The organism is Winogradskyella sp. (genome assembly GCF_028289625.1).
Classification (GTDB): domain Bacteria; phylum Bacteroidota; class Bacteroidia; order Flavobacteriales; family Flavobacteriaceae; genus Winogradskyella.
Genome location: NZ_JANQOM010000014.1, coordinates 46,937 through 66,818, shown reverse-complemented (window position 1 = coordinate 66,818; position 19,882 = coordinate 46,937). Strand labels below are relative to the sequence as shown.

The window sequence follows — 19,882 nt, the reverse complement described above, 5'->3', positions numbered from 1 at the left end:
GGTCGAGGTAATCCTCTTTTGATCCAACAAGTAATAGTTTTGTTTTTCCAAAATTCTCTGAAATTTTTGTGAATGCCTCAACAAGTTCTTTAATACCTTTGTCCTTGACTATGCGCCCTATAAACAGAAAAATTGTTTCGTCATCACTTATTTCTAATTCTTCTTTGATAGATTTTATAACGTTATTGTCCACATTGTCGACATTGAACTGCCCTGTATCTATACCGTTTGAACTACCATTTCCAAGTACTCGAAGTTTTGACGCTTTACAAAACCCTTCCTCTAATATAATATCTTTCATGCCAAATGAATTGGGCAATATCATTGAGGCACAACTGTAGGTAAACTTTTCTACAAAATTTAAGAGCTTTCTTTTAGCACCAGTAATTTCAACTAAAGGTAATCCTGCAATTGTATGGAGCCTGTTTTCTACTCCTGCCAATTTAGCGGCGAACATACCTAATGTACCAGCTTTTGGTGTATGAGTATGAACGATAAAAGGCTTTTCTTTTTTAAATATTTTGTATAATTGATAAACACCGATTAAGTCTTTAAACGGCGTGATTTTGCGCGTCATGCTAACATGCATTGTTCTAACACCTTCGCGTTCTTCGTAGGCCTTTAAATGGTTGTTCTCATCACTGGCTATACCTAGCATATCGTAATGGGATTTCATAAAGCCAAGTTGCCCTTTTAACAGTCCTTTTAAAGAACTTGATACCGTTGTAATTCTAATTATTTTTTTCACTTCTATAGAATTGAATAGGTGTTTAGATACCATTTTTGGAATATGTAATAACACCATACACGCATGCTGTTATCTTTTTCACCAGATATATGTTTTTTTATCATTTCCGTTATGTATTCCACATTAAAAATGTCTTGTGATTCTATGAACTTACGATCTATGTATGATTCTAACTCGGGTCTCAGGCTTCCTCTTAACCAGTCACCAACGGGAACACCGAAGCCTTGTTTGGACTTATTTAAGAAATCAGGTTCAAACTTATTTGCAAAGGCTTCTTTTAGAATATACTTTTTGTTCCAGCCCTTCATTAGGTATTCTTCAGGTAATGAATTAGCAAGATCCCATAAGGATTTATTTAGAAATGGTGCTCTACATTCTAAGGAAGTCAACATACTTGTTCTATCGACTTTAACTAGCATATCACCTTCAAGACTCACATCCTTATCTACCAATCTAAAATCAGTAATTGATGTAGGTTTGTATTGATTAGTGTGCTTTTTTGACTCTTCAAAAGTATCATAGATTAGATTAGCTTTTTTTAATAGTTTTTTCTTTTCATCATCTGTAAATGCTAATGATATAATATTCCAATATTGATTACCATCATAGTTAAACGCCTTTAAAAGTCTATTAATCTTAAACCGTTTACCTCTATTATCATCCTTAGTATTTAGAATTCCATTTGATAATTTTAATATTTGTTTATGAAGTGTTTTAGGAACTACTGATGTATATCTATTATTCAGTTTCCCTATATAATATTTGTTGTAACCACCAAACACCTCGTCTCCACCATCTCCAGTAAGAGCAACTTTAACATAATCTCGCGCGTTTTTCGAAACTAGGTAGGTGGGAAGGGCAGAGGAGTCTGCAAAGGGTTCGTCAAAGTTTAATAAGATTTCATCAACTCCACTCTTAAAATCACTTTCTTTCACTATAAATTCATGGTGATTACTATTAACAAGTTTGGCGACAACTTGCGACTTATCGGTTTCATCATAATCCTTCTTTTCAAAGCCTATAGAGAAAGTTTCTATTTTTGATTCTGAAATTTCTGAAAGACAATAGGTTATAATGGATGAATCTACACCGCCAGATAAGAATGTTCCTAAAGATACATCAGCTACGGATCTACTCTCAACACTTGCTATCACTGCATCGTAAACTTCTTTTTTTGCAGTTTCAAATGAAATCTCTCTTTTTTCTATCGGCTTAATATTTTCTATATCATGGATATTAAATTCATCTTCCTTAAGATTATATTCTATATAACTATTGCTAGGTAGTTTGTATATACCTTCGTAAATGGAATAAGGTGATGGTATATAGGTTAGTCTAAAGTATAAATTTAGACCTTCCTTAGAGATTTGAGGTTTACTTTTTAGATTAGATATGATAGATTTTAATTCTGAAGCCCATAAAAACTCGTTAGCGGTTTTAGTATAATAGAGAGGTTTTTCTCCGAAATAGTCTCTAGCGATGTAAACTTTATTTTGGCTTTTGTCATGAATACTAAAAGCAAACATTCCGTCGAGTTCTTTAAAAGAGTCGATACCATATTTTTCATAAGCCTTAAGAATAACCTCTGTATCACTGGTGGTATTAAAATTTACTCCTTCAGATTCCAGTTTTGACTTAATGGATCTGTAGTTATAAATTTCACCATTAAAGACAATGCTGATTGAACCGTCTGCACTTTGCATAGGTTGTTTGCCGGTACTCAAATCAATAATTGAAAGTCTGCGCATTGCCATTGCTACTGCTACAGAGTCTTCAGTATCACAATAGAATCCATCTTCATCTGGTCCTCTGTGAAAAATAAGTTGATTCATTTTAGATAGTCGCTTACTTAGACTATCTTCATGAATATCTATTTTAGAAATTATACCGTTTATGCCGCACATAGTTATTTTTTTTTTCAATCCACATTATTGACTGAGTTAAAATATTGTTGAAGAATTTTGTTTTTTTCAAAATCCCTAATTCTTCTTTTTACATTTTTTTTGCACTCATTTAAATATACCGAGTCATTTACGAAGAAGTTAATTCCTTCAGCCATTAGTGCTTCATTTTTTACTGGTACAAGTATGCCATAGTTAGTAATCATAAGGGCATCTAAAGGTGTTTCTAACTCCATAATTTCGTTTGGACCCGATTGACAATTAGTTGTTAAAATTGGTAAATCACAAGCCATTGCTTCTAATAGCACGTTAGGAAACCCCTCATGATTAGATCCAAATATAAACAAGTCAGCAGCTTTTAAATATGTAAAAGGGTTTGATTCGTAACCCATAAGAATTACTCGATTTTCCATATTTAATTCTGCAATTAATGCCTCTATTTTTTCCCTCATATAACCCTCACCAAATATGTAGAGTTTTACGCTGGGATTTGAAATTTCATGCAAAGCCTTAATTAGCATTAAATGATTCTTTCCTGTATCTAATCTACCAATAGTAATAAGATTAAAATTGGAGTTGTCGAAAAATGAATCTAAAGGCGATATGCTTTCAATTTTATCAAGATCAATAGGGTTATGCACAACTTGAGTTCTATCAGTTGGCATGCCAAAATTCTCTATGAGATCATTAACATTTCCGTTAGAATTACCAAGTAACAAATCTGATTTTTTATAAAGTTTAGATATAAGAAACTTATTAAAGGTAGAATCTAAACCTCCATAGCTATATTGCTGACTTGGAAAAGCCCTTTCGTTGGTTATAATCTTATACTTGTAAGCCGTGAACTTACGTGATAGTATATTAACAAAGTTAGACCTAGTAAGGAAACTGAGGCTATGCGTTATCCCCAGACGCTTGACTAATCTTGCGTATTTAAATGCCAAATATGGTATCTTCAAAGCTTTTAAGATTCCACTTTCATCATTCCTTGCTTTTTCAATAAAATGCATATTGAGACCGCCTGGCAAATTATATTTCTTAGTTGTATTCATAAGAAATAGATGTACTTCAATATTATTGTCAATACAATAATTAAGCAAGTACGTTACTACGCGTTCCGCGCCGCCTGCTGAAAGTGAATTAATTAAAATACCTATTCTCATGCGTTATTGTAAACTTTTATAAATAAGCCCTCATATTTCTTGACTATGGTACCACTATCATATCTTTCACTTACCGATTTACTAACTTCATTGCAATCAAAATTATAATCTGAATTAATACTGTTGAGCGCCTCAGTAAATTGTTCAACACTTGTGACTATTTTACCGTTTATATCCGGATAAATTATTTCATTTAGACCGCCTGGAGCATCATAGGCTAAAATTGGAGTTCCAACTATACAACTCTCTATTATTGAGTTTGGGAAACCTTCGGTATATGACCCCTGAAGATACAAATCACTTTCGGATAAATATTTACTCACTTCTTTGGTATAAGGAACGTATGATATTTTTTCACTGAGATTAGATTTATCTATAAATGAGAAAATCTCATCTTTTAAGCTTCCTTTACCGATAATAGTATAGTGAAAATCAAATTTTACCTTTACCAATGCCTCTAATATCCTACCGTGCCCTTTTTCGCCGTCTAATCGTGCCACGGTAATAAATCTAATAGGCTTGTTAACTTCTCTTCTTTCCTTAACTTTAAAATTGTCCGTAATAGGATTATTAATGACTACTAGTTTGCTATCCTCAATATCAAAATTTCTTTTAAAGTCTTCTAACATATCCTTGGATTGACAAATTACCTTGTCAAAATATCTAAATCTCTTTGATGAAAAAGTCTCAAACAATGTCTTTTTGTTTCTTTCCATTGCAAATTGTGAAAGTACACTAAGCACATTTACCTCTCGTGCAATAAATTTTGTTTTACGAAAGAAAATAGAGAATATAGCCATAAGTGTATTTAAATGACCAATAGCGCTTATTGTAATATCTGGTTTTGTTTTTTTAAGGAATTTGAATAGGGCAAAGGCACCAGACGAAACGTTGGGTTTTTCTAAGAATACTAAATTAATGCCCTTAATGTTATATGATGCATCTTTAGAGTAACCAATAACAACAAGCGTTGTATTAAACTTGGAACTATCAATTTTTTGAGCAATGTACGACATAACACGCTCAGCACCACCAGGTAATAAGTTTGGTAGAACAAAGATGACAGATATTCTTTTATCTGATTTCATAACCTTGATTGTTATTTAGCCATTGCTTTAATATTAAAAGCTTCCAAATTAAATTGTAATTGTTGGAATTACCTTTCATATGTTCATCAATCTTACTTTCAACAAATGCACTTTTTATGAGAGGTATCTTTTTTAAATTTTCTGTACTTAGTTCATCAAGAACATATTCCTTTAATTCATTTCTGAACCAAACTTTAAAAGGTATGGCAAAACCAGCCTTAGGTCTATCAAAGATTTCTTTAGGAACATATTCATATAGAATGTCTTTAAGAATTCTTTTTTGGTTACCACCTTTAAACTTAAACTCTGTAGGCAAGGACCTTGCAAACTCAACAATACGATAATCCATTAGAGGTGATCTTGCTTCGAGTGAATAAGCCATAGTAGCTCTATCGACTTTAGTATTAATATCCCAATTTAAATAGGTTTTTAGGTCAAAGTCTGAAGCTCTTTCCAATAAGTTTTTGTCGGTATGAAGCAGGTATTTTAATTCCTCCACATCTTCGGGATTAAAGCTACTATTTCTGACATGAGAGTACCTGTCAATTCTTGAATCTAAAAACACATTGTTTATAGATTTATATGCCATAAATCTGGCTATAATTTTAAGTCTGTAATTAGGTGCGAGATGTGTTAGTTTTGAAAGGACTAATCTCAAAGGATAAGGTATTTTCATAAACTGGCTTCCTTGATTTATCCAATTATAACTATGGTAACCCAAAAAACTTTCATCACCAGCATCACCAGATATCGCAACAGTTACTTGTTCTTTTGTATGCTTTGCCAATAACATTGATGGAATGGCAGAGGAATCATCGAAAGGTTCATCGTAAAAGTGGTGGAAATTGTCAATTAAATCTAATCCTTCATTATAATCGCACTCAATTACGTTATGCTGTGTTCCTAGATGATCAGCGACTTGTTGTGAATAAGTACTTTCATCAAATCCTTTACTATTAAATTTAACCGAGAAGGTTTTTACATCCGATTCCATTGATTTTGCCGCAAATGACGCCACTAATGATGAATCGACACCACCAGACAAAAATACTCCAACAGGTACATCTGCAAACATTCTAATTTTTACGGCATCGTATAGTAAACTTTTTAGTTCAGCTTTAGCCTCGTTATAATTATCAGTAAATTTAGTTTTACCCTTGTAATCAATATCCCAGTATCGTTCAATTTTTAGTTCACCAGTTTCTAATTCAAAATAAAATCTGTGACCCGGCAACAGTTTTTTGATTTCGTTAAAAATAGAGTGGGGGTCAGGAATTGTACCCCAAGTTAAATAAGAGCTGATTGAATTTTCAGAGATACTCAGGCTATTGTGATGTAACTGAATTGAAGATAGCTGACTTGCAAATTCAAAATCTGTATCATTGTGATAATAGTAAAAAGGTTTTTGTCCTAGCCTGTCTCTTGCACCAAAAAAACGGTTGTTTGCAATATCATAGATTACAAAGGCAAACATGCCGTTAAATACATTTACACAATCCTCACCATATTCTAAATAGGCAGCACAAATCACTTCAGTATCACTAGTAGTATTAAATGTATAGCCTTTTTTAGAGAGTGTATTCTTAATATACTGGAAATTATATATTTCACCATTAAAAACAATCTCTATGCGATCTGAGTAATTAAAAGGTTGGTTAGATCTCGAGTCCAAATCAATTATTGAAAGTCTGTTATGACCAAATGAAATATTTTGATCATGATGTCTGTAAACTTTCATACCCATCTGATCAGGTCCTCTAAATGAGGTCCTGGTGAGTTTATCTTTGATTTGAGACTCAGAGTAAACTATCGTACTACCGTAAATTCCGCACATTTATTTTTAAATTACTTTATTAAAGTTAAAATGATAGTTGTTGACTTATTTGCTCTGCAGCTTTATTATGTCCATAACAGGTCCAATGACTGTCATAATCAAATGTCCAAGTCTTATCCATACTAGAATCTAGTAGAATCGTATTAAAACCAGCATTTTTTGCAATAGTTATAATTGATGAATTAGAATTTGGATGAAATACTAATGTTTTATCATTGATATTATAGTTATCTGTAACGTATATCATCAACTTTGTTATTGCATCAATATGATTAGACGGCACATTATCATTGGGACTAGGCTCTTCTGGTGATACTTTTTTAGGCGTAAGATTATTTTTGATATAATCTATCGGAAATCTATTATAAAAGTAGTATAATAACTTCCAGTTATATAAAACTTTCTTAGAACTCGACCCTTTCATTTCACCGTATTTAATTTTATTGTCTTTGAGGCTCAATTGGGTGACATCTGTCATTCGTTTAGCCTCACAGATACTTTCGTAGAAGTCATCATCATTGACATAGATGAGATGATGTTTTGGGTTTAATGTGTCCATTTGTTTGCTAATCTCTAAGGCTTCAATAAATGACACCCCAGAACGTCCAAACTCCATAAAATTGTAATCTGGTAACATTTTTCGCAAATACTCTGACTGATGACATTCATTTGGATTCATAAAGTTTTCAATATATGAATCTCCAATTATGCTAATAAGGCTGTCGAGTGAATTAGGAGCAATTCCAGGCCATCCATAATCGTTAATAAGCCAAGTGTGTTCTCCTCCTTTCCAATACCCTTTTTGATTTGGTTTATATTTTTGAATACCATATTCATCTATGGTGCGTTGTGGTATATCTGAAACGGCGTGTGTAAGGCGCACAACCAGTTCACCTACAATCAGCAGTATTATTAAGAATAGGATGATATTTTTAAAAAACTTCTTCACGCGACATTAAAATTGGAAATAGATAAATTCTTGCTGTTCGCCAGTGAAGGTAAACATCAATATAATCAATAACATATAAAAACTCCATCTCACAGGTCGTTTAATAAAATCGACCTTCTCTATAGCATAATTACCACTGCGCCCAAACCATTCAATAATTAAAAAGAATAAGACAAGGGCCAATACGTCTGTAGGGAAAAGTTCAAGGTTATTAAAAACCGACGATGAGAATATGTTTCCTAAATAAGACAGAGCGTGCGAAACATTATCAGCTCTGAAAAACACCCAAGCTATTAAGGTGATAAAAAATGTAAATAGCATTTGATAGAGCTCCTTAAAGCTAGGAATATATTTACCATCAGCAACTAAATTAGTATTCACTCTATTTTTCTTCATTAATAAAAGCGGTAGAAAGTACAAAGCGTTTAATGCACCCCAAACTATAAAGGTCCAATTGGCACCGTGCCAAAAACCACTTACTATAAAAATGATAAAGGTGTTGCGCACTTTCATCTTTGTGCCACCTCTACTACCACCCAATGGTATGTATAAATAATCTCTAAACCAAGTTGATAAAGATATGTGCCATCGTCTCCAAAACTCAGCAATATCTCTCGAAAAATAAGGGAATGCAAAGTTCTTTTTCAGTTCAAATCCAAACAAACGTGAAATACCTATGGCAATATCTGAATAGCCTGAAAAATCACCATAAATTTGAAACGCAAAAAAGAATGCCCCTAATAGCAGTGTGCTTCCGGAATAATCTTCATAATTATTGAAAATAAGATTAGCATACTTAGCACAGTTATCTGCAATGACTACTTTTTTAAAGAGACCCCAAAGTGCTTGTCGTAAACCATCAACAGCATTAGCATATACAAACTTTCTCTGCACATGGAATTGAGGCAATAGGTTAGTGGCACGTTCTATAGGACCGGCGACTAATTGCGGGAAAAAACTAACAAATGCCATAAAGGCCAGTAAGTCTTTTGACGGTTCTAACTTGTTTTTATAAACGTCAATGGTGTAACTTAAAGTTTGAAATGTGTAAAAACTGATACCAACTGGCAGAATTATGTTTAATGTACTAATCTCTAAAGTCTTTCCGAAAAACGTAAAAGATTCTACTAAACTGTCTACAAAAAAGTTATAGTACTTAAAGAACCCAAGAAAGCCTAAATTAACACATATACTTACCCATAGCAGCAACTTTCTTGTAGGCGGCTTTGTATGTTTCTTCAACATATGTCCAACTGTAAAGTCAACTAACGAGCTAAATAGGATAAGAAATAAGAATCTCCAATCCCACCAACCATAAAAAAAATAACTTGCAAATGCAATGAGTAAATTTTGCGACTTAATATTTTTTGCCCCAATTAACCAATAGAGAATAAAAACTAAGGGTAGGAATAGGAAGAATTCAATAGAATTAAAAAGCATAACGCATTAGTTTTGGGGCAATTAATTATACCCGACAAAAATGGAATTAGATTTTTAATAAATCAAATTTAATCCATAAAATGTAAGTAATCACCTTTAATTAGCGTCATTCATTGCAAATTTTTATTTGTACAATAAAAAAAACAATTTAATCAGTCCTTTTTTAGTCTTTATCTAAAAAACTAAGATGCTCGGGTTCTGTTTTGTTGTAATGAAATAAATATGCCATAAACACAAATATTACCAAAAGGTAAGGCTGATTAATTACGGATTGTAAGCTTATCATAAATATGGACATGATAAACATAACAGATATGACAAAAAACCTCAGGTTAATACTAAGTTTAAGAGCATTAAAATAATAGGTGAGAATCAAGAATAAGAAGAACAAAAAGGTCAACAAACCTCCATCGACCCAATTTCCTACAAAGGTGTTATGACCACGGTGTTCATTGGAAAAGTTAATGCCATTTCCAAGAATTGGGTTTTCATTGATATAATATAAGATATTGTGCAATAAATCCCCACGACCAGAATTGTCGACTTTGTCAAAATTAAAGGTCAGTAAGTTGGTAATATTCATAATTTTATCCTGTTGTGCCTTTGTTAAACCTAAGTTGGTTACTTCTGAGCTCAAAATGAATAGACCTTGGTAGAATAAGATTACGAAAAGGACAAATAATGCAAGTCTTAAGCCCCTAAATAATTTATAATTAGTCAGCATAAAAGTGACTGTAAAAGCGAACAACCCCGTTGTTGAGAAGGTGACAAAAAGCGAATAAAAGATTATTAATTGAATTCCTATTTTTACCACCCTTAAAAGGAGATTCTTAGGTCTAAAAACACGATCAAATAACAGAAATGCTACTAAACTCGCCAGTGCGGCATTATTTGCATCTCCATAAACACCATCGGCACGATCAATGGCCCATTCTTGGGTATCTTGTTCAATTAGATTGAAATTAAACAAATATAAAGTCAAAGTAACTATTGCTGTTAATACAAAGCAAACGGTAGCAAAATATACAAACTCCTTGAATAGTTGTTTATTACTTAATAAAACAAAATATCCAATAAAATATATAATAGGTATAAAGGTAGGAATAAGGGAGGTTTGGAAACCATTAATTCCCATAGCGAGTATGCCAAAAGCGTAATACATTATATAATATATAAACCAAAGCAGACAGGTTTTAGAGGTGGCTCCCATATATTTTCTAAACAATACAGCGCCTACCATAACAAGACCAAAATTCAAATAGGCCAACTGAACTGAAAGTCCTTCGGACATATACCAACGCACAATTAGCTGAATTTGGAAACAGCTAAAAAAGAAGGGAACAAAAAAACAACAATATGTTATTATGCGTTGCATACTGACTAATCTAGTACTTTAAAGAGTTCTTCATATACATTTATAATCTCAGAAATTTCATATTTCTTACTTGCTTTTAATGCGTTGGTTCCTAATCCAGCTCGAAGTTCTTCATGGTTGATGAGCGTTTCTATTCCTTTTTGCATCTCGGAGTGGTCTTGATTTGGAATGAGTAAACCATCAACCTCATGGGTAATGATATCTGAAGGTCCCGTAACGCAATCGTAGGCAATACATGCCATTCCTTGGGACATGGCTTCTATAAGCCCCATAGGCAAGCCTTCAGTTCTAGAGCTTAATACAAAAATGGACGACTTACTCATTAATGCTGGGATATCGTTTACAAACCCAGTAAACTCAACTTTATCACTAATATCATTTTCTGTGGCTAGTTTTTTCAATATCGCTAAACCTGTATCGCCCGATCCTGCAATTTTTAAAATCCAATCTTTATGCTGGTGTAAAACAGGAGCAATAAGCATTAATAAGTTGTCGAAACCTTTAACGTCATAACGTTCTAAGTCTCCAATGGCTAAAATAACCTTTTGATTTTTTACGGGTGCTTTAGTCAAAGCTTTAAAACCACAAGGGTTGGGTAACACCATTACGTTTATACCTCGGGATTTATAAAAATTGAGGTCATAACTTGTTAAAACAGTAACGATTGAAGCCCATCTGTAAATATATTTTTTCGTGAAACGTGAAATAAATCCACGTCCTTCCATATCCCACTCATGATGTGTATGTTCTTGTGCCATCACCTTTATATTATATAACTTTGCGGGCAAAAGTGCGATTAGGCTATTTAAGGTCATAAAAGAGATGATAAAATCTGGCCTGTTGCTTTTAGATTTATAGTATTGTGTTAGGTTGATAATGGATCCTAGGGTATGCCCAATTAGCTTTTTGTTCTTAGTTAAGGTCACTCTAGTAATAGATTTATCTATATCGTAAGCGCAGGTATCATTTAATAAGGTAATAATCGTAATTTGATAATTGCTTCGTTTTGCAAAACTATTGGCTAAAATAGAGAGTACACGTTCTGCACCGCCTCCTGTTAGTGATGATATTACAAAGTCAATTTTCATGTTTGTATTTTTTTATAGTTTCTGTAGGTATATCCAAAATAAAAACAACTACTGATAATTAGAACTAAAGTGGTACTTAAAGCCAATCCATACACCCCATAATATTTAATTAAAATAACATTTAATATGATGTTTATTAAAAGATTGAAAAACGATATCCACGCCATAAAAGTATTTAGGTTAAGGCTTGTCAAAAACTTACCTAATACCAATGTACAAAGATAAAATGGCACATGAATTAATAAAATCTGTTGTATTAGGGCGACCTTAGCGGTATCTTCACTCGTAAATTGATCGCGTTCGAGCCACAATTCAATAATTAGTTCAGAAAAAATTCCGGCAATAATACTGAATACTAAAACGGCGAGAAACATCCACTTCAAAATCTTAAACAAATATTGATATGCCCCTTTTAAATCGTCATTTACTAATCTAGAAAAATGGGGGAGTAGAACGTTACCCAATGACATAATTACAATTGCTACAAAAAACGCTGGTATTCTATTTCCATAATTCAGGGCTGCCAAAGAACCCACAACAAGCTGTCCGGCAAAGAATTGATCAATAAAATTATTCATAACAGATAAAAAGCCAGAAGACACCTTAGGTGGAAGCTGTTTTAGCATTTGTCTAGAATTTCTGTTGAACTCCGGTTTACCCAATGAGATCTGTTTATACTTTAGTGCAAAAAACAATAAATATATAAAAGCCAATATGGTCCCTGCTAAGGTACCGTAGGCTAAAACCATCTCACCTAATGTGTCAATAAGGTAAAAAAGAAACAGTATCATAGTTGCTAATGGAATAAGTCCAACTGCTGTTGAAATAAGGAAGCGATTTTCAATTTCAAGTAAACCACTAACAACAATTGAAACACCCCACAAAAACAAACACGGCAGTATTACATAAAGCTGGTCTTTTACAAGTTGATAATTTTCTTCAGGCTGATTGGGATAAATTATATCTAGAATACCATCTATCGAAATTAGGATTACCACAGCGGAGATTAATGATATCAAAAATACCATTATAAATACAATACTTTGAAAACTGGCTTTATTGCCTTCGTTTTTAAGTTCAATGATATAGTTAGGGATAAATAAATTAGTCAATGAGCTTATAAAAACACTATTAACAAATGTAGGAATCAGTGAAGCAATAATAAAGGTATCGATAACTTCATTTAATCCAAAAGCCCCAGCAACAATGGTTTCTTTATAAAAGGCGAGTGCCTTAACTAACATGGTTATTACACCAACAATGAACATGCTTCTTAACACAGGGTTATGAAGTTTTTCATTAAGTATTTTAAGTAAAGTTTTCATTGAGTATTAACCTTTTGACATTTAATGCCAAACAAGGCTTACAATTGCAAAAATTTTAAGTAATGTAAAAATTTACTAAATACACCATGTCACTTCGGTAGATTTTATTAGTGTCAATAACAAAGTACTTAGTTATCCTAAACTCTTACCTTACGCTCTTTTAATGCATTATATACGTCCTGTGTTGCACTTAATAGGTCGATATCACAATTCGAAACATCGATTGTTTTTTTATTATTAAATGGCTTCACATTAGAATAATCAAAACTCATCTGCATTTCATTTCCAAGATATTCTAAAACCGCTTGAGGCCTTTGTAAATAATCTTCATATTCTAAAAGAATGAATTCGGAATCATCTAATGTGGTCAGATAGTTATAATAGTTAAGCCAAACTGCCAGCCAATAGTTTAATGAATCTTTACTGTGTTCAATTTTCTTTGGGTCTTCTTCAAAACTAAATACTTTATGATTTCCACCAAACTCGTGATGACCTAACCAATCCATATAGGTTTTAATAAAATCGTCATCGTGTTGAAATTCTGAAAATCTCAAATGCTGATTCAATAGGGAATAGGCATGATCCTCGGGTTTACGGAACAAGAATATAGCTTTGAAATCCTTATTTAATGCTCTTAAGGAAGGATATCTTAGAATAAGATTGTTATTTTTCGATAAGTATAAATTGTCATTATTAGTTCTAATCAGAGATTGATATTCAATATATTTATGATATACCTCTTCATCAATTTCGTGAATAGTCAATGTAGATTCTTGAATAAAGCTGTCATTTAAAAATGCCTTAAAAAAGTATTCTTCTAAAGCTTCAATGGTATTAAGCCCAAACATCATTTTATCACCATGTTTACGCTCCTTAAGTTTTGCTTTTTTAGGATTATAAAGCTTTTTCCAGAGGTTAGGTGCCAATAGAAATGGCATATTAGAATAATCTAATGAGTTGAATTGACCGGCTTTAAAGAGTTGATCCGTTAAACTGGTTGTTCCTGCTCTTGCCAAACCAGACACAATTAAGAAGTCTGATTTATCATTAATCTTTTCTCCCCGCTTAAATTTCTTGTCGAATGACAACAGGAACTTGGACAGATTATAATTATTAAGAATCAATTTGTGCAAAAGCATGGATGCTTCAGAATAGTTTTCAACTTTCTTCTTTTTCTTAAAAACAAAAGGGAGAATACTACCTATGGAAAGACTTACCCAAAACCAAGTTGAGCTAGAGTCAATATTTTCAAAAGAAATGTCTTTAAAAAATCCGTAAGCAGCCATAGGAAGAATTGTACCACCAAAAATAAGGGCAAATGCTCCTACGGTTTTACCCAAAGAAATGAGCATTCGTTTTAGAGCAGCTATTAATTTACTTTGTTTAGTACGCTCATCTTCTTTAGATAAAACTTCATTTGCAAGCGCAACAGAGGCTTCTAGCATCTCAAAAAATACTTTTCTGAGTACTATAATAAGTGTGGCTAAAATAATACCTGCTACACCTGCGATAACAAAATAGAGCATTATCCTTTCTTAAATAGATTACGGAAAAAACGCTTAATAGGAATCCATAACACCACACCAAAGGCAAAAATTACCAAGAGTAGAATAAAAATGATGATAAGTAAAGTTCCAAGTCCTAATCCAGGTCCGATATAACTAAGCATAATAGTAGATTTTAAAAGTTTATGTCTGTATAAATCGATGTCCAATTCGGAAGATAATGATAACCTTCAATATCACTTTTTAAAGTGGTTTTTAGGACAACGCCATTATTATTTAACACCCATAAAACTCCGGGTCCTTGTTCTTCCACGAACAAATCGCCATTGGGCAATAATTCATATAAGCCTTCTGCTTCTGTATAGATTTCGTTTTTTTCGAATTCTTTTTCGTAAAGGGCTTCAAATGAATCAGTTTCAAATTTATAAATAAGCACATTTGAATGTGTTATTTTTCGTTGAATAACGTCATTATTTGGTTTAAATTCAAATTTATTGAATTTCAGATCTAAAGCTACTGTGTTATTATTAAATAATGCAATTATACTATCGTTTACAATGTCTACATCGTGTTGATAGGTAAAAGGCCCTTCAATAACCTTGATCACTTTACCAGTAGATGGTCTAAATTGTAATATTGCGGATAGATGCCTAAAACTTAAAAACACATCGCCCTTGTTATAGTATTTTGAGTTGTCAGAAACAACAGGTTGAACATCATTTAAGTGAAATGGATCAGAAACAAGACTTCCTTTATTTAGTAATTCCATTAGATTATTTTCTTTGAAAATACTCGTCAACGATTTGCTATAGAGTGTTTTACCTGTTCTAGCGTCAACACTTAGTACCATATCATCACGGTAGTCGATTTTAGTGCCGTCCACAGACAAGGTATTTGGTACAATGATACCATCTTTGTGTTTTACGGCCGGAGTCCAAATATTACCTTCATTATCGAAGTTCATACCATGATGAACGATAAAATCTTTATTATGCCAAACCACATTAGATAGGGAATCTAAACGAATTAGTCCTGGTTTTTCATCGCAGGCTACAATGATGTTTCTGTCTTCCAGTAGTTTTGCAGGAAAAAGACGATCGTTTTGACCAACCTCGTGATGTTTAGATAGATAGTCTGTAGGAAGCCTCCAAATTTTTAATATTTCATCGGTTTTGAAATTTTTCAGTTCTATTTTGAATTCATTTCCGCTTCTGTAAGCATAAGTTCCAAATAAATCATAGGTTAAATTATTTATATTTTGTTGATCTTCTTCCTTAGTTTTTAAGTAATACTCGGGTGCAACCAAATAATGATGATATGCCGCCTTCATATTAGAAGGTAATTCTGAGAAAGATTTTATGGGATCTGTTAAAGGGCCAAATGAACGCTGCCCTAAAGCAACATTACGTACAATACCACTCCATAGCATTAATATAAATATTACTATAATAAATAATGCAATTTTTCTTAATATTTTCAATGCAAATTTTTTTGGTTATTGCTTCGTACAAAGTTATATACTGCCTATCAATTTTAAGTATAAATCAGCATCGAATTAAAAAAAATCTACATAATGCAATTTTATAAGACAAATTATACTTTATTAAAGATAGTTCTAAGAACATGTTGCAACAAATCCTAAAATGTTTTATATTCTGATTTGATCTATGGTAAGATATGTTTTTAACTATGGCAATAGCTACTACTAAAGATTGAAAATTGTAAATAAAACAAGATTCGCAAGAGTAAATTTGTTATGTCAACCTCTTTAATTTGTAAATACTTAGTTGTTTGCACTTAAAATAGGCTTTTTTTGATGATTTGATTAAATGAGAACGAAGAAGAAAAGGTTGATAAATTTTAAGATTAAACACTTTTATTAGGCATTCTTTTTTTAACATTTTATTGTTGATAAATATGATTTTTATCATAATCCAAAAGTTTATTTCATTCGTAGATATGTAAGATTTATATAATTGTTTATCCAATATATGAATGCCTATTGAAATTCATAAATCTAAAATAACCTTAAAAAAGTATAAATTTCTTACAAAAATAATGCATTTAATCGAATAAATATGTTTTTTATAAAAAAAAACTTAATATTTGAAGAAAATTGAGCCCCAATATTTACTTAATTATTCAACCCTTATGACCTCTAAAGTTTTTAGACTACATCAATATTGTTATCTAATAATAACCACAATTTTAATTTTTTGTAATGTTTCTTTTAGTCAAGATTTGGCATTTCCGTCAGCTAAAGGTGCCGGTGCTTATGCTACTGGTGGAAGAGGCGGACAAGTTCTGCACATTACGACCTTAGCTTGGGATGCTGGACCGGGTAGTTTGAGACATGCACTTTTCGAAACAACTGGACCTAGAACTATTGTTTTCGACGTTTCGGGTGAAATAGATGCCACAGGTTACGGTGGTTTTGGCTGGGCTGGTGGTGTGCCTTACGACAATTTTACTATAGCGGGACAAACCGCCCCAGAAGGTGGCATAACAATTTTAACCGATAGGTTTACTATAAGAGGTACAAATAATTTTATTATAAGATATGTTAGATTTAGGAAATCAACTGCAACTGCTAACATGGACGTTTTTGCTACACAAGATTGCTCTAATTTTATTTTAGACCATGTTACTTTTAGTAACGGCTCAGATGAATGTATAGACATAAATAGTTTTAATGGTACAGGTAGAGGGACAAGTGACATTACTGTTCAAAATTGTTTTTTTCAAGATAGTAAAACAGGTGCAATAATAGGGGATGGTGCTAGTTTACAAACAGGTAATTTTACCTTAGTAGATAATCTATGGGCAAATATATCACACAGGCATCCTAATTGTAGCGGTGGTGCAAATTCAAGGCATGATGTCGTTAACAATGTTGTCTATAATAACAATTATAGAACTATATCGGTAACCACTAATAATACTAGAATTAACTCAATTAATAACTATTTAAAACCAAGCGCAAATGGTAAAGGTGCTTCATCAGATTTGCGTTGGGATAATATGACTGCATATACAGGTATTGCAGACAATTCTATTTATGCTTCAGGTAACTACATTGTTACAAGTCCATCAACGACTGACCAAGAATATATGTGGCAAGTTTATCCTGATGTTCAAACACAAATAGCACCTTCTAAATTTACAAATACACAACATACTTTGGTGGGTGAGCCTTTTACTATAAAGACACCTCAACAAGCCTATGATGATATTACGGCAGATTTAGGTGGTGGAGCAAATAAATACCTAAATGCTGATGGAACGTACACAGTATGGCAAGACCAAAAAGATTCTGAAACTATTAACATGGTCATAAATGATAGTTTTGGAACAGAACAAGATACAACAACCCCCTTTCCTTTAGGCACATATTTTAATGTTGGTGGTTTTATAACAAGATATTCAAATGTGGGTTGGGCTCCAATTCCTAATAATTCAAGAGTTGCCAACTTTTATCAATCAAACTCACATATACCAGAAGCCTATTTAGTTAGTCGAGGTATTACGGGAAACGTAGATATACATAATCAAATACAACCATCAGGATATACATTATTAGAAGAATACTTGAATGGAGTTGATAATGCCAATATCGAAGAAGTTTTGCCTCAAAGTGTTACGGTTACACCACAGATTGAAATGATAGAAGTTAATCAAACAATTCAGTTGACCGCATCATTTACACCATCAAATACAACGAATCAAATGGGTTCTTGGTCTAGTTCTGATACTTCAATTGCAGAGGTGGATTCAAATGGTCTTGTAACCGGAATTATGCCTGGGGATGTATTAATAACATTCACAAGTAATGTTGATGCAGATGTTCAATCATCGTCTCAGATAACGGTTTTTGCAGAAGCGCTCGTAGCGAGCGCTGGTAATGACCAACAGATTTGCATAGGTGAAACAGTAACCTTGACTGCTTCAGGCGGCCCAAACTTTTTATGGGACAATGGAGAAACCACGGCTTCAATTGAAGTTAGCCCTACAGAGACTACGATTTACACTGTAACTGTTTCTGATAATGATGGTAACTTCGATGAAGACAGTGTAACAGTAATAGTAAATGCAATTCCAGTTGCTGATGCAGGTGAAGACCAGACCATATGCGAGGGAGATACAGTAACATTAACAGCTAATGGAGGTGATATATATCTGTGGAATACAGGAGAAACCAGCCAATCTATTGAAATAAGCCCTACTGCAGAAACTACATACACGGTTGAAGTCATTTCAAATGATTGTTCGAGTACAGATAGTGTTACGGTTTTTGTGAACGAAGCACCAAATATTTCTGTTAGTGATGATGTTGTAATTGTAGAGGGTAATTCAACGACATTGAATGTAACAGGTAGTGATAACTATCTTTGGAGTACAGGGGAAACCACACCATTCATTACGGTATCACCGTTAGTAACTACAACCTATAGTGTAACTTCTTTACACACCAATGGATGTTCGCGTACCGAAGAAATTACCGTAACAGTTGAAGAATTACTCGTCGTATCAGCTGGAGAAGACGAGTTTATATGCCAAGATGACGATTATGAAATTGTCCTAACATCTACACCAGGGGATAGTTATCTATGGAATACAGGAGAAACTACTCAGAGCATAGTTGTTAGCCCAATTGCTACTAGTACCTATACTGTAACTGTTACTCAAGGAACACAACAAGACACAGATGATGTTACTGTCTTTGTCGACCCAAATCCAAATGTCGTAATATTAAATGGTGATAGTATTGATATTATGAGTGGTGACTTTGTAACACTCTCGGCTACTGGCGCAAATTCATACCAATGGAATAATGGTGCGACACAACCTAATATTGCTGTTAGTCCATCTCAAACAACTATATATGAAGTTAGAGGATATATTAATGACTGTTATGACGAAAAACAGGTTACGGTTAATGTTATACCAGAAGTTGTAGCCAATGCTGGTGAAGATGTAGAGATTTGTATAGGTGAAACAGTGACGCTTACGGCTACAGGTGGAGATGAATATGTGTGGAGTAATGGTGAAACTACTCAAACTATACAGGTTTCCCCAACTGAAACGACTGAGTATACGGTAACTGTTTTCAATCCATTGGATTTTGATGAAGACTCAGTAACAGTTTATGTTGATACTAATTGTGAAGAGGATATTAATAATCCTGTAAATCCTGGTAATGGTGACCCGCAAGACTTTGATTTTAGTATATATCCTAATCCAAGTACAGATTTTGTGAATGTAAAACTAGCAGGTTCAACGGCACTTTCAAGAATATATTTATACGATGTGACAGGTAAATTAATTCATTCTGAAATAATTTCTAACGATAATCTTAATATGTCAACAACAAGACGCATAGATGTAAGTCGACTTCACCCTGGAATATATTTTATAAAATTAGAGGATGTGACACAAGAAATTTCTAAAAAATTAATAGTCAGGTAA

General features: G+C 33.0%; 14 protein-coding genes. 1 reads left to right on the top strand and 13 read right to left on the bottom strand.

Annotated features, from left to right (window positions below; all coding sequences use genetic code 11):
* The 13 genes from Q0992_RS03435 to Q0992_RS03375 all read right to left on the bottom strand — a co-directional run.
* Positions 1-748: glycosyltransferase (locus Q0992_RS03435; protein WP_299520408.1), on the bottom strand; the 748-nt coding region annotated here is incomplete at its 3' end.
* 2 nt (positions 749-750) lie between these two features.
* Positions 751-2,652 carry an asparagine synthase (glutamine-hydrolyzing) gene (asnB, locus tag Q0992_RS03430; protein ID WP_299520406.1) on the bottom strand — a complete coding sequence of 634 codons (1,902 nt, stop codon included), beginning with the start codon at positions 2,650-2,652 and terminating at the stop codon, positions 751-753.
* Positions 2,653-2,666: 14 nt separating this feature from the next.
* Positions 2,667-3,812, bottom strand: coding sequence for a glycosyltransferase (locus tag Q0992_RS03425; RefSeq protein ID WP_299520404.1), 1,146 nt, complete (start codon positions 3,810-3,812; stop codon positions 2,667-2,669).
* On the bottom strand, positions 3,809-4,900 hold the full coding sequence (locus Q0992_RS03420) for a glycosyltransferase (protein ID WP_299520402.1): 1,092 nt from the start codon (positions 4,898-4,900) through the stop codon (positions 3,809-3,811). Before Q0992_RS03420 ends, Q0992_RS03425 begins: the two co-directional genes overlap by 4 nt.
* Positions 4,887-6,734, bottom strand: a complete 1,848-nt coding sequence (gene asnB, locus Q0992_RS03415; protein ID WP_299520400.1) for an asparagine synthase (glutamine-hydrolyzing) — start codon at positions 6,732-6,734, stop codon at positions 4,887-4,889. The genes Q0992_RS03420 and asnB (Q0992_RS03415) overlap by 14 nt, the downstream gene beginning before the upstream one ends.
* Before the next feature lie 25 nt (positions 6,735-6,759).
* Positions 6,760-7,683, bottom strand: coding sequence for a hypothetical protein (locus Q0992_RS03410; protein WP_299520398.1), 924 nt, complete (start codon positions 7,681-7,683; stop codon positions 6,760-6,762).
* 6 nt (positions 7,684-7,689) lie between these two features.
* Positions 7,690-9,123, bottom strand: a complete 1,434-nt coding sequence (locus Q0992_RS03405) for an MBOAT family protein (protein WP_299520396.1) — start codon at positions 9,121-9,123, stop codon at positions 7,690-7,692.
* A gap of 163 nt (positions 9,124-9,286) precedes the next feature.
* Positions 9,287-10,426: an O-antigen ligase family protein gene (locus tag Q0992_RS03400; RefSeq protein ID WP_299520394.1), complete on the bottom strand. Its 1,140-nt coding sequence runs from the start codon at positions 10,424-10,426 to the stop codon at positions 9,287-9,289.
* 77 nt (positions 10,427-10,503) lie between these two features.
* Positions 10,504-11,586 (bottom strand): glycosyltransferase family 4 protein, encoded by a 1,083-nt coding sequence (locus Q0992_RS03395; RefSeq protein ID WP_299520392.1) that lies wholly within the window; start codon positions 11,584-11,586, stop codon positions 10,504-10,506.
* On the bottom strand, positions 11,583-12,911 hold the full coding sequence (gene murJ / locus Q0992_RS03390) for a murein biosynthesis integral membrane protein MurJ (protein WP_299520390.1): 1,329 nt from the start codon (positions 12,909-12,911) through the stop codon (positions 11,583-11,585). Before murJ ends, Q0992_RS03395 begins: the two co-directional genes overlap by 4 nt.
* Before the next feature lie 137 nt (positions 12,912-13,048).
* Positions 13,049-14,437: a sulfotransferase domain-containing protein gene (locus Q0992_RS03385; protein ID WP_299520388.1), complete on the bottom strand. Its 1,389-nt coding sequence runs from the start codon at positions 14,435-14,437 to the stop codon at positions 13,049-13,051.
* Complete coding sequence (locus Q0992_RS03380; protein ID WP_299520386.1) at positions 14,437-14,580, bottom strand: hypothetical protein; 144 nt, start codon at positions 14,578-14,580, stop codon at positions 14,437-14,439. Before Q0992_RS03380 ends, Q0992_RS03385 begins: the two co-directional genes overlap by 1 nt.
* 11 nt (positions 14,581-14,591) lie before the next feature.
* Entirely contained in the window at positions 14,592-15,896 is a 1,305-nt protein-coding gene (locus tag Q0992_RS03375; RefSeq protein WP_299520385.1) for an arylsulfotransferase family protein, read from the bottom strand.
* Positions 15,897-16,657: 761 nt separating this feature from the next.
* Between Q0992_RS03375 and Q0992_RS03370 the strand changes: the two genes are divergently transcribed.
* Positions 16,658-19,882 (top strand): T9SS type A sorting domain-containing protein, encoded by a 3,225-nt coding sequence (locus tag Q0992_RS03370; RefSeq protein WP_299520383.1) that lies wholly within the window; start codon positions 16,658-16,660, stop codon positions 19,880-19,882.

Excerpts from the sequence above, each read along its gene's own strand:
- asnB (WP_299520406.1), bottom strand. The coding sequence starts at position 2,652 with ATGTGCGGCATAAACGGTATAATTTCTAAAATAGATATTCATGAAGAT.
- Q0992_RS03425 (WP_299520404.1), bottom strand. The coding sequence starts at position 3,812 with ATGAGAATAGGTATTTTAATTAATTCACTTTCAGCAGGCGGCGCGGAA.
- Q0992_RS03420 (WP_299520402.1), bottom strand. The coding sequence starts at position 4,900 with ATGAAATCAGATAAAAGAATATCTGTCATCTTTGTTCTACCAAACTTA.
- asnB (WP_299520400.1), bottom strand. The coding sequence starts at position 6,734 with ATGTGCGGAATTTACGGTAGTACGATAGTTTACTCTGAGTCTCAAATC.
- Q0992_RS03405 (WP_299520396.1), bottom strand. The coding sequence starts at position 9,123 with ATGCTTTTTAATTCTATTGAATTCTTCCTATTCCTACCCTTAGTTTTT.
- Q0992_RS03395 (WP_299520392.1), bottom strand. The coding sequence starts at position 11,586 with ATGAAAATTGACTTTGTAATATCATCACTAACAGGAGGCGGTGCAGAA.
- murJ (WP_299520390.1), bottom strand. The coding sequence starts at position 12,911 with ATGAAAACTTTACTTAAAATACTTAATGAAAAACTTCATAACCCTGTG.
- Q0992_RS03385 (WP_299520388.1), bottom strand. The coding sequence starts at position 14,437 with ATGCTCTATTTTGTTATCGCAGGTGTAGCAGGTATTATTTTAGCCACA.
- Q0992_RS03380 (WP_299520386.1), bottom strand. The coding sequence starts at position 14,580 with ATGCTTAGTTATATCGGACCTGGATTAGGACTTGGAACTTTACTTATC.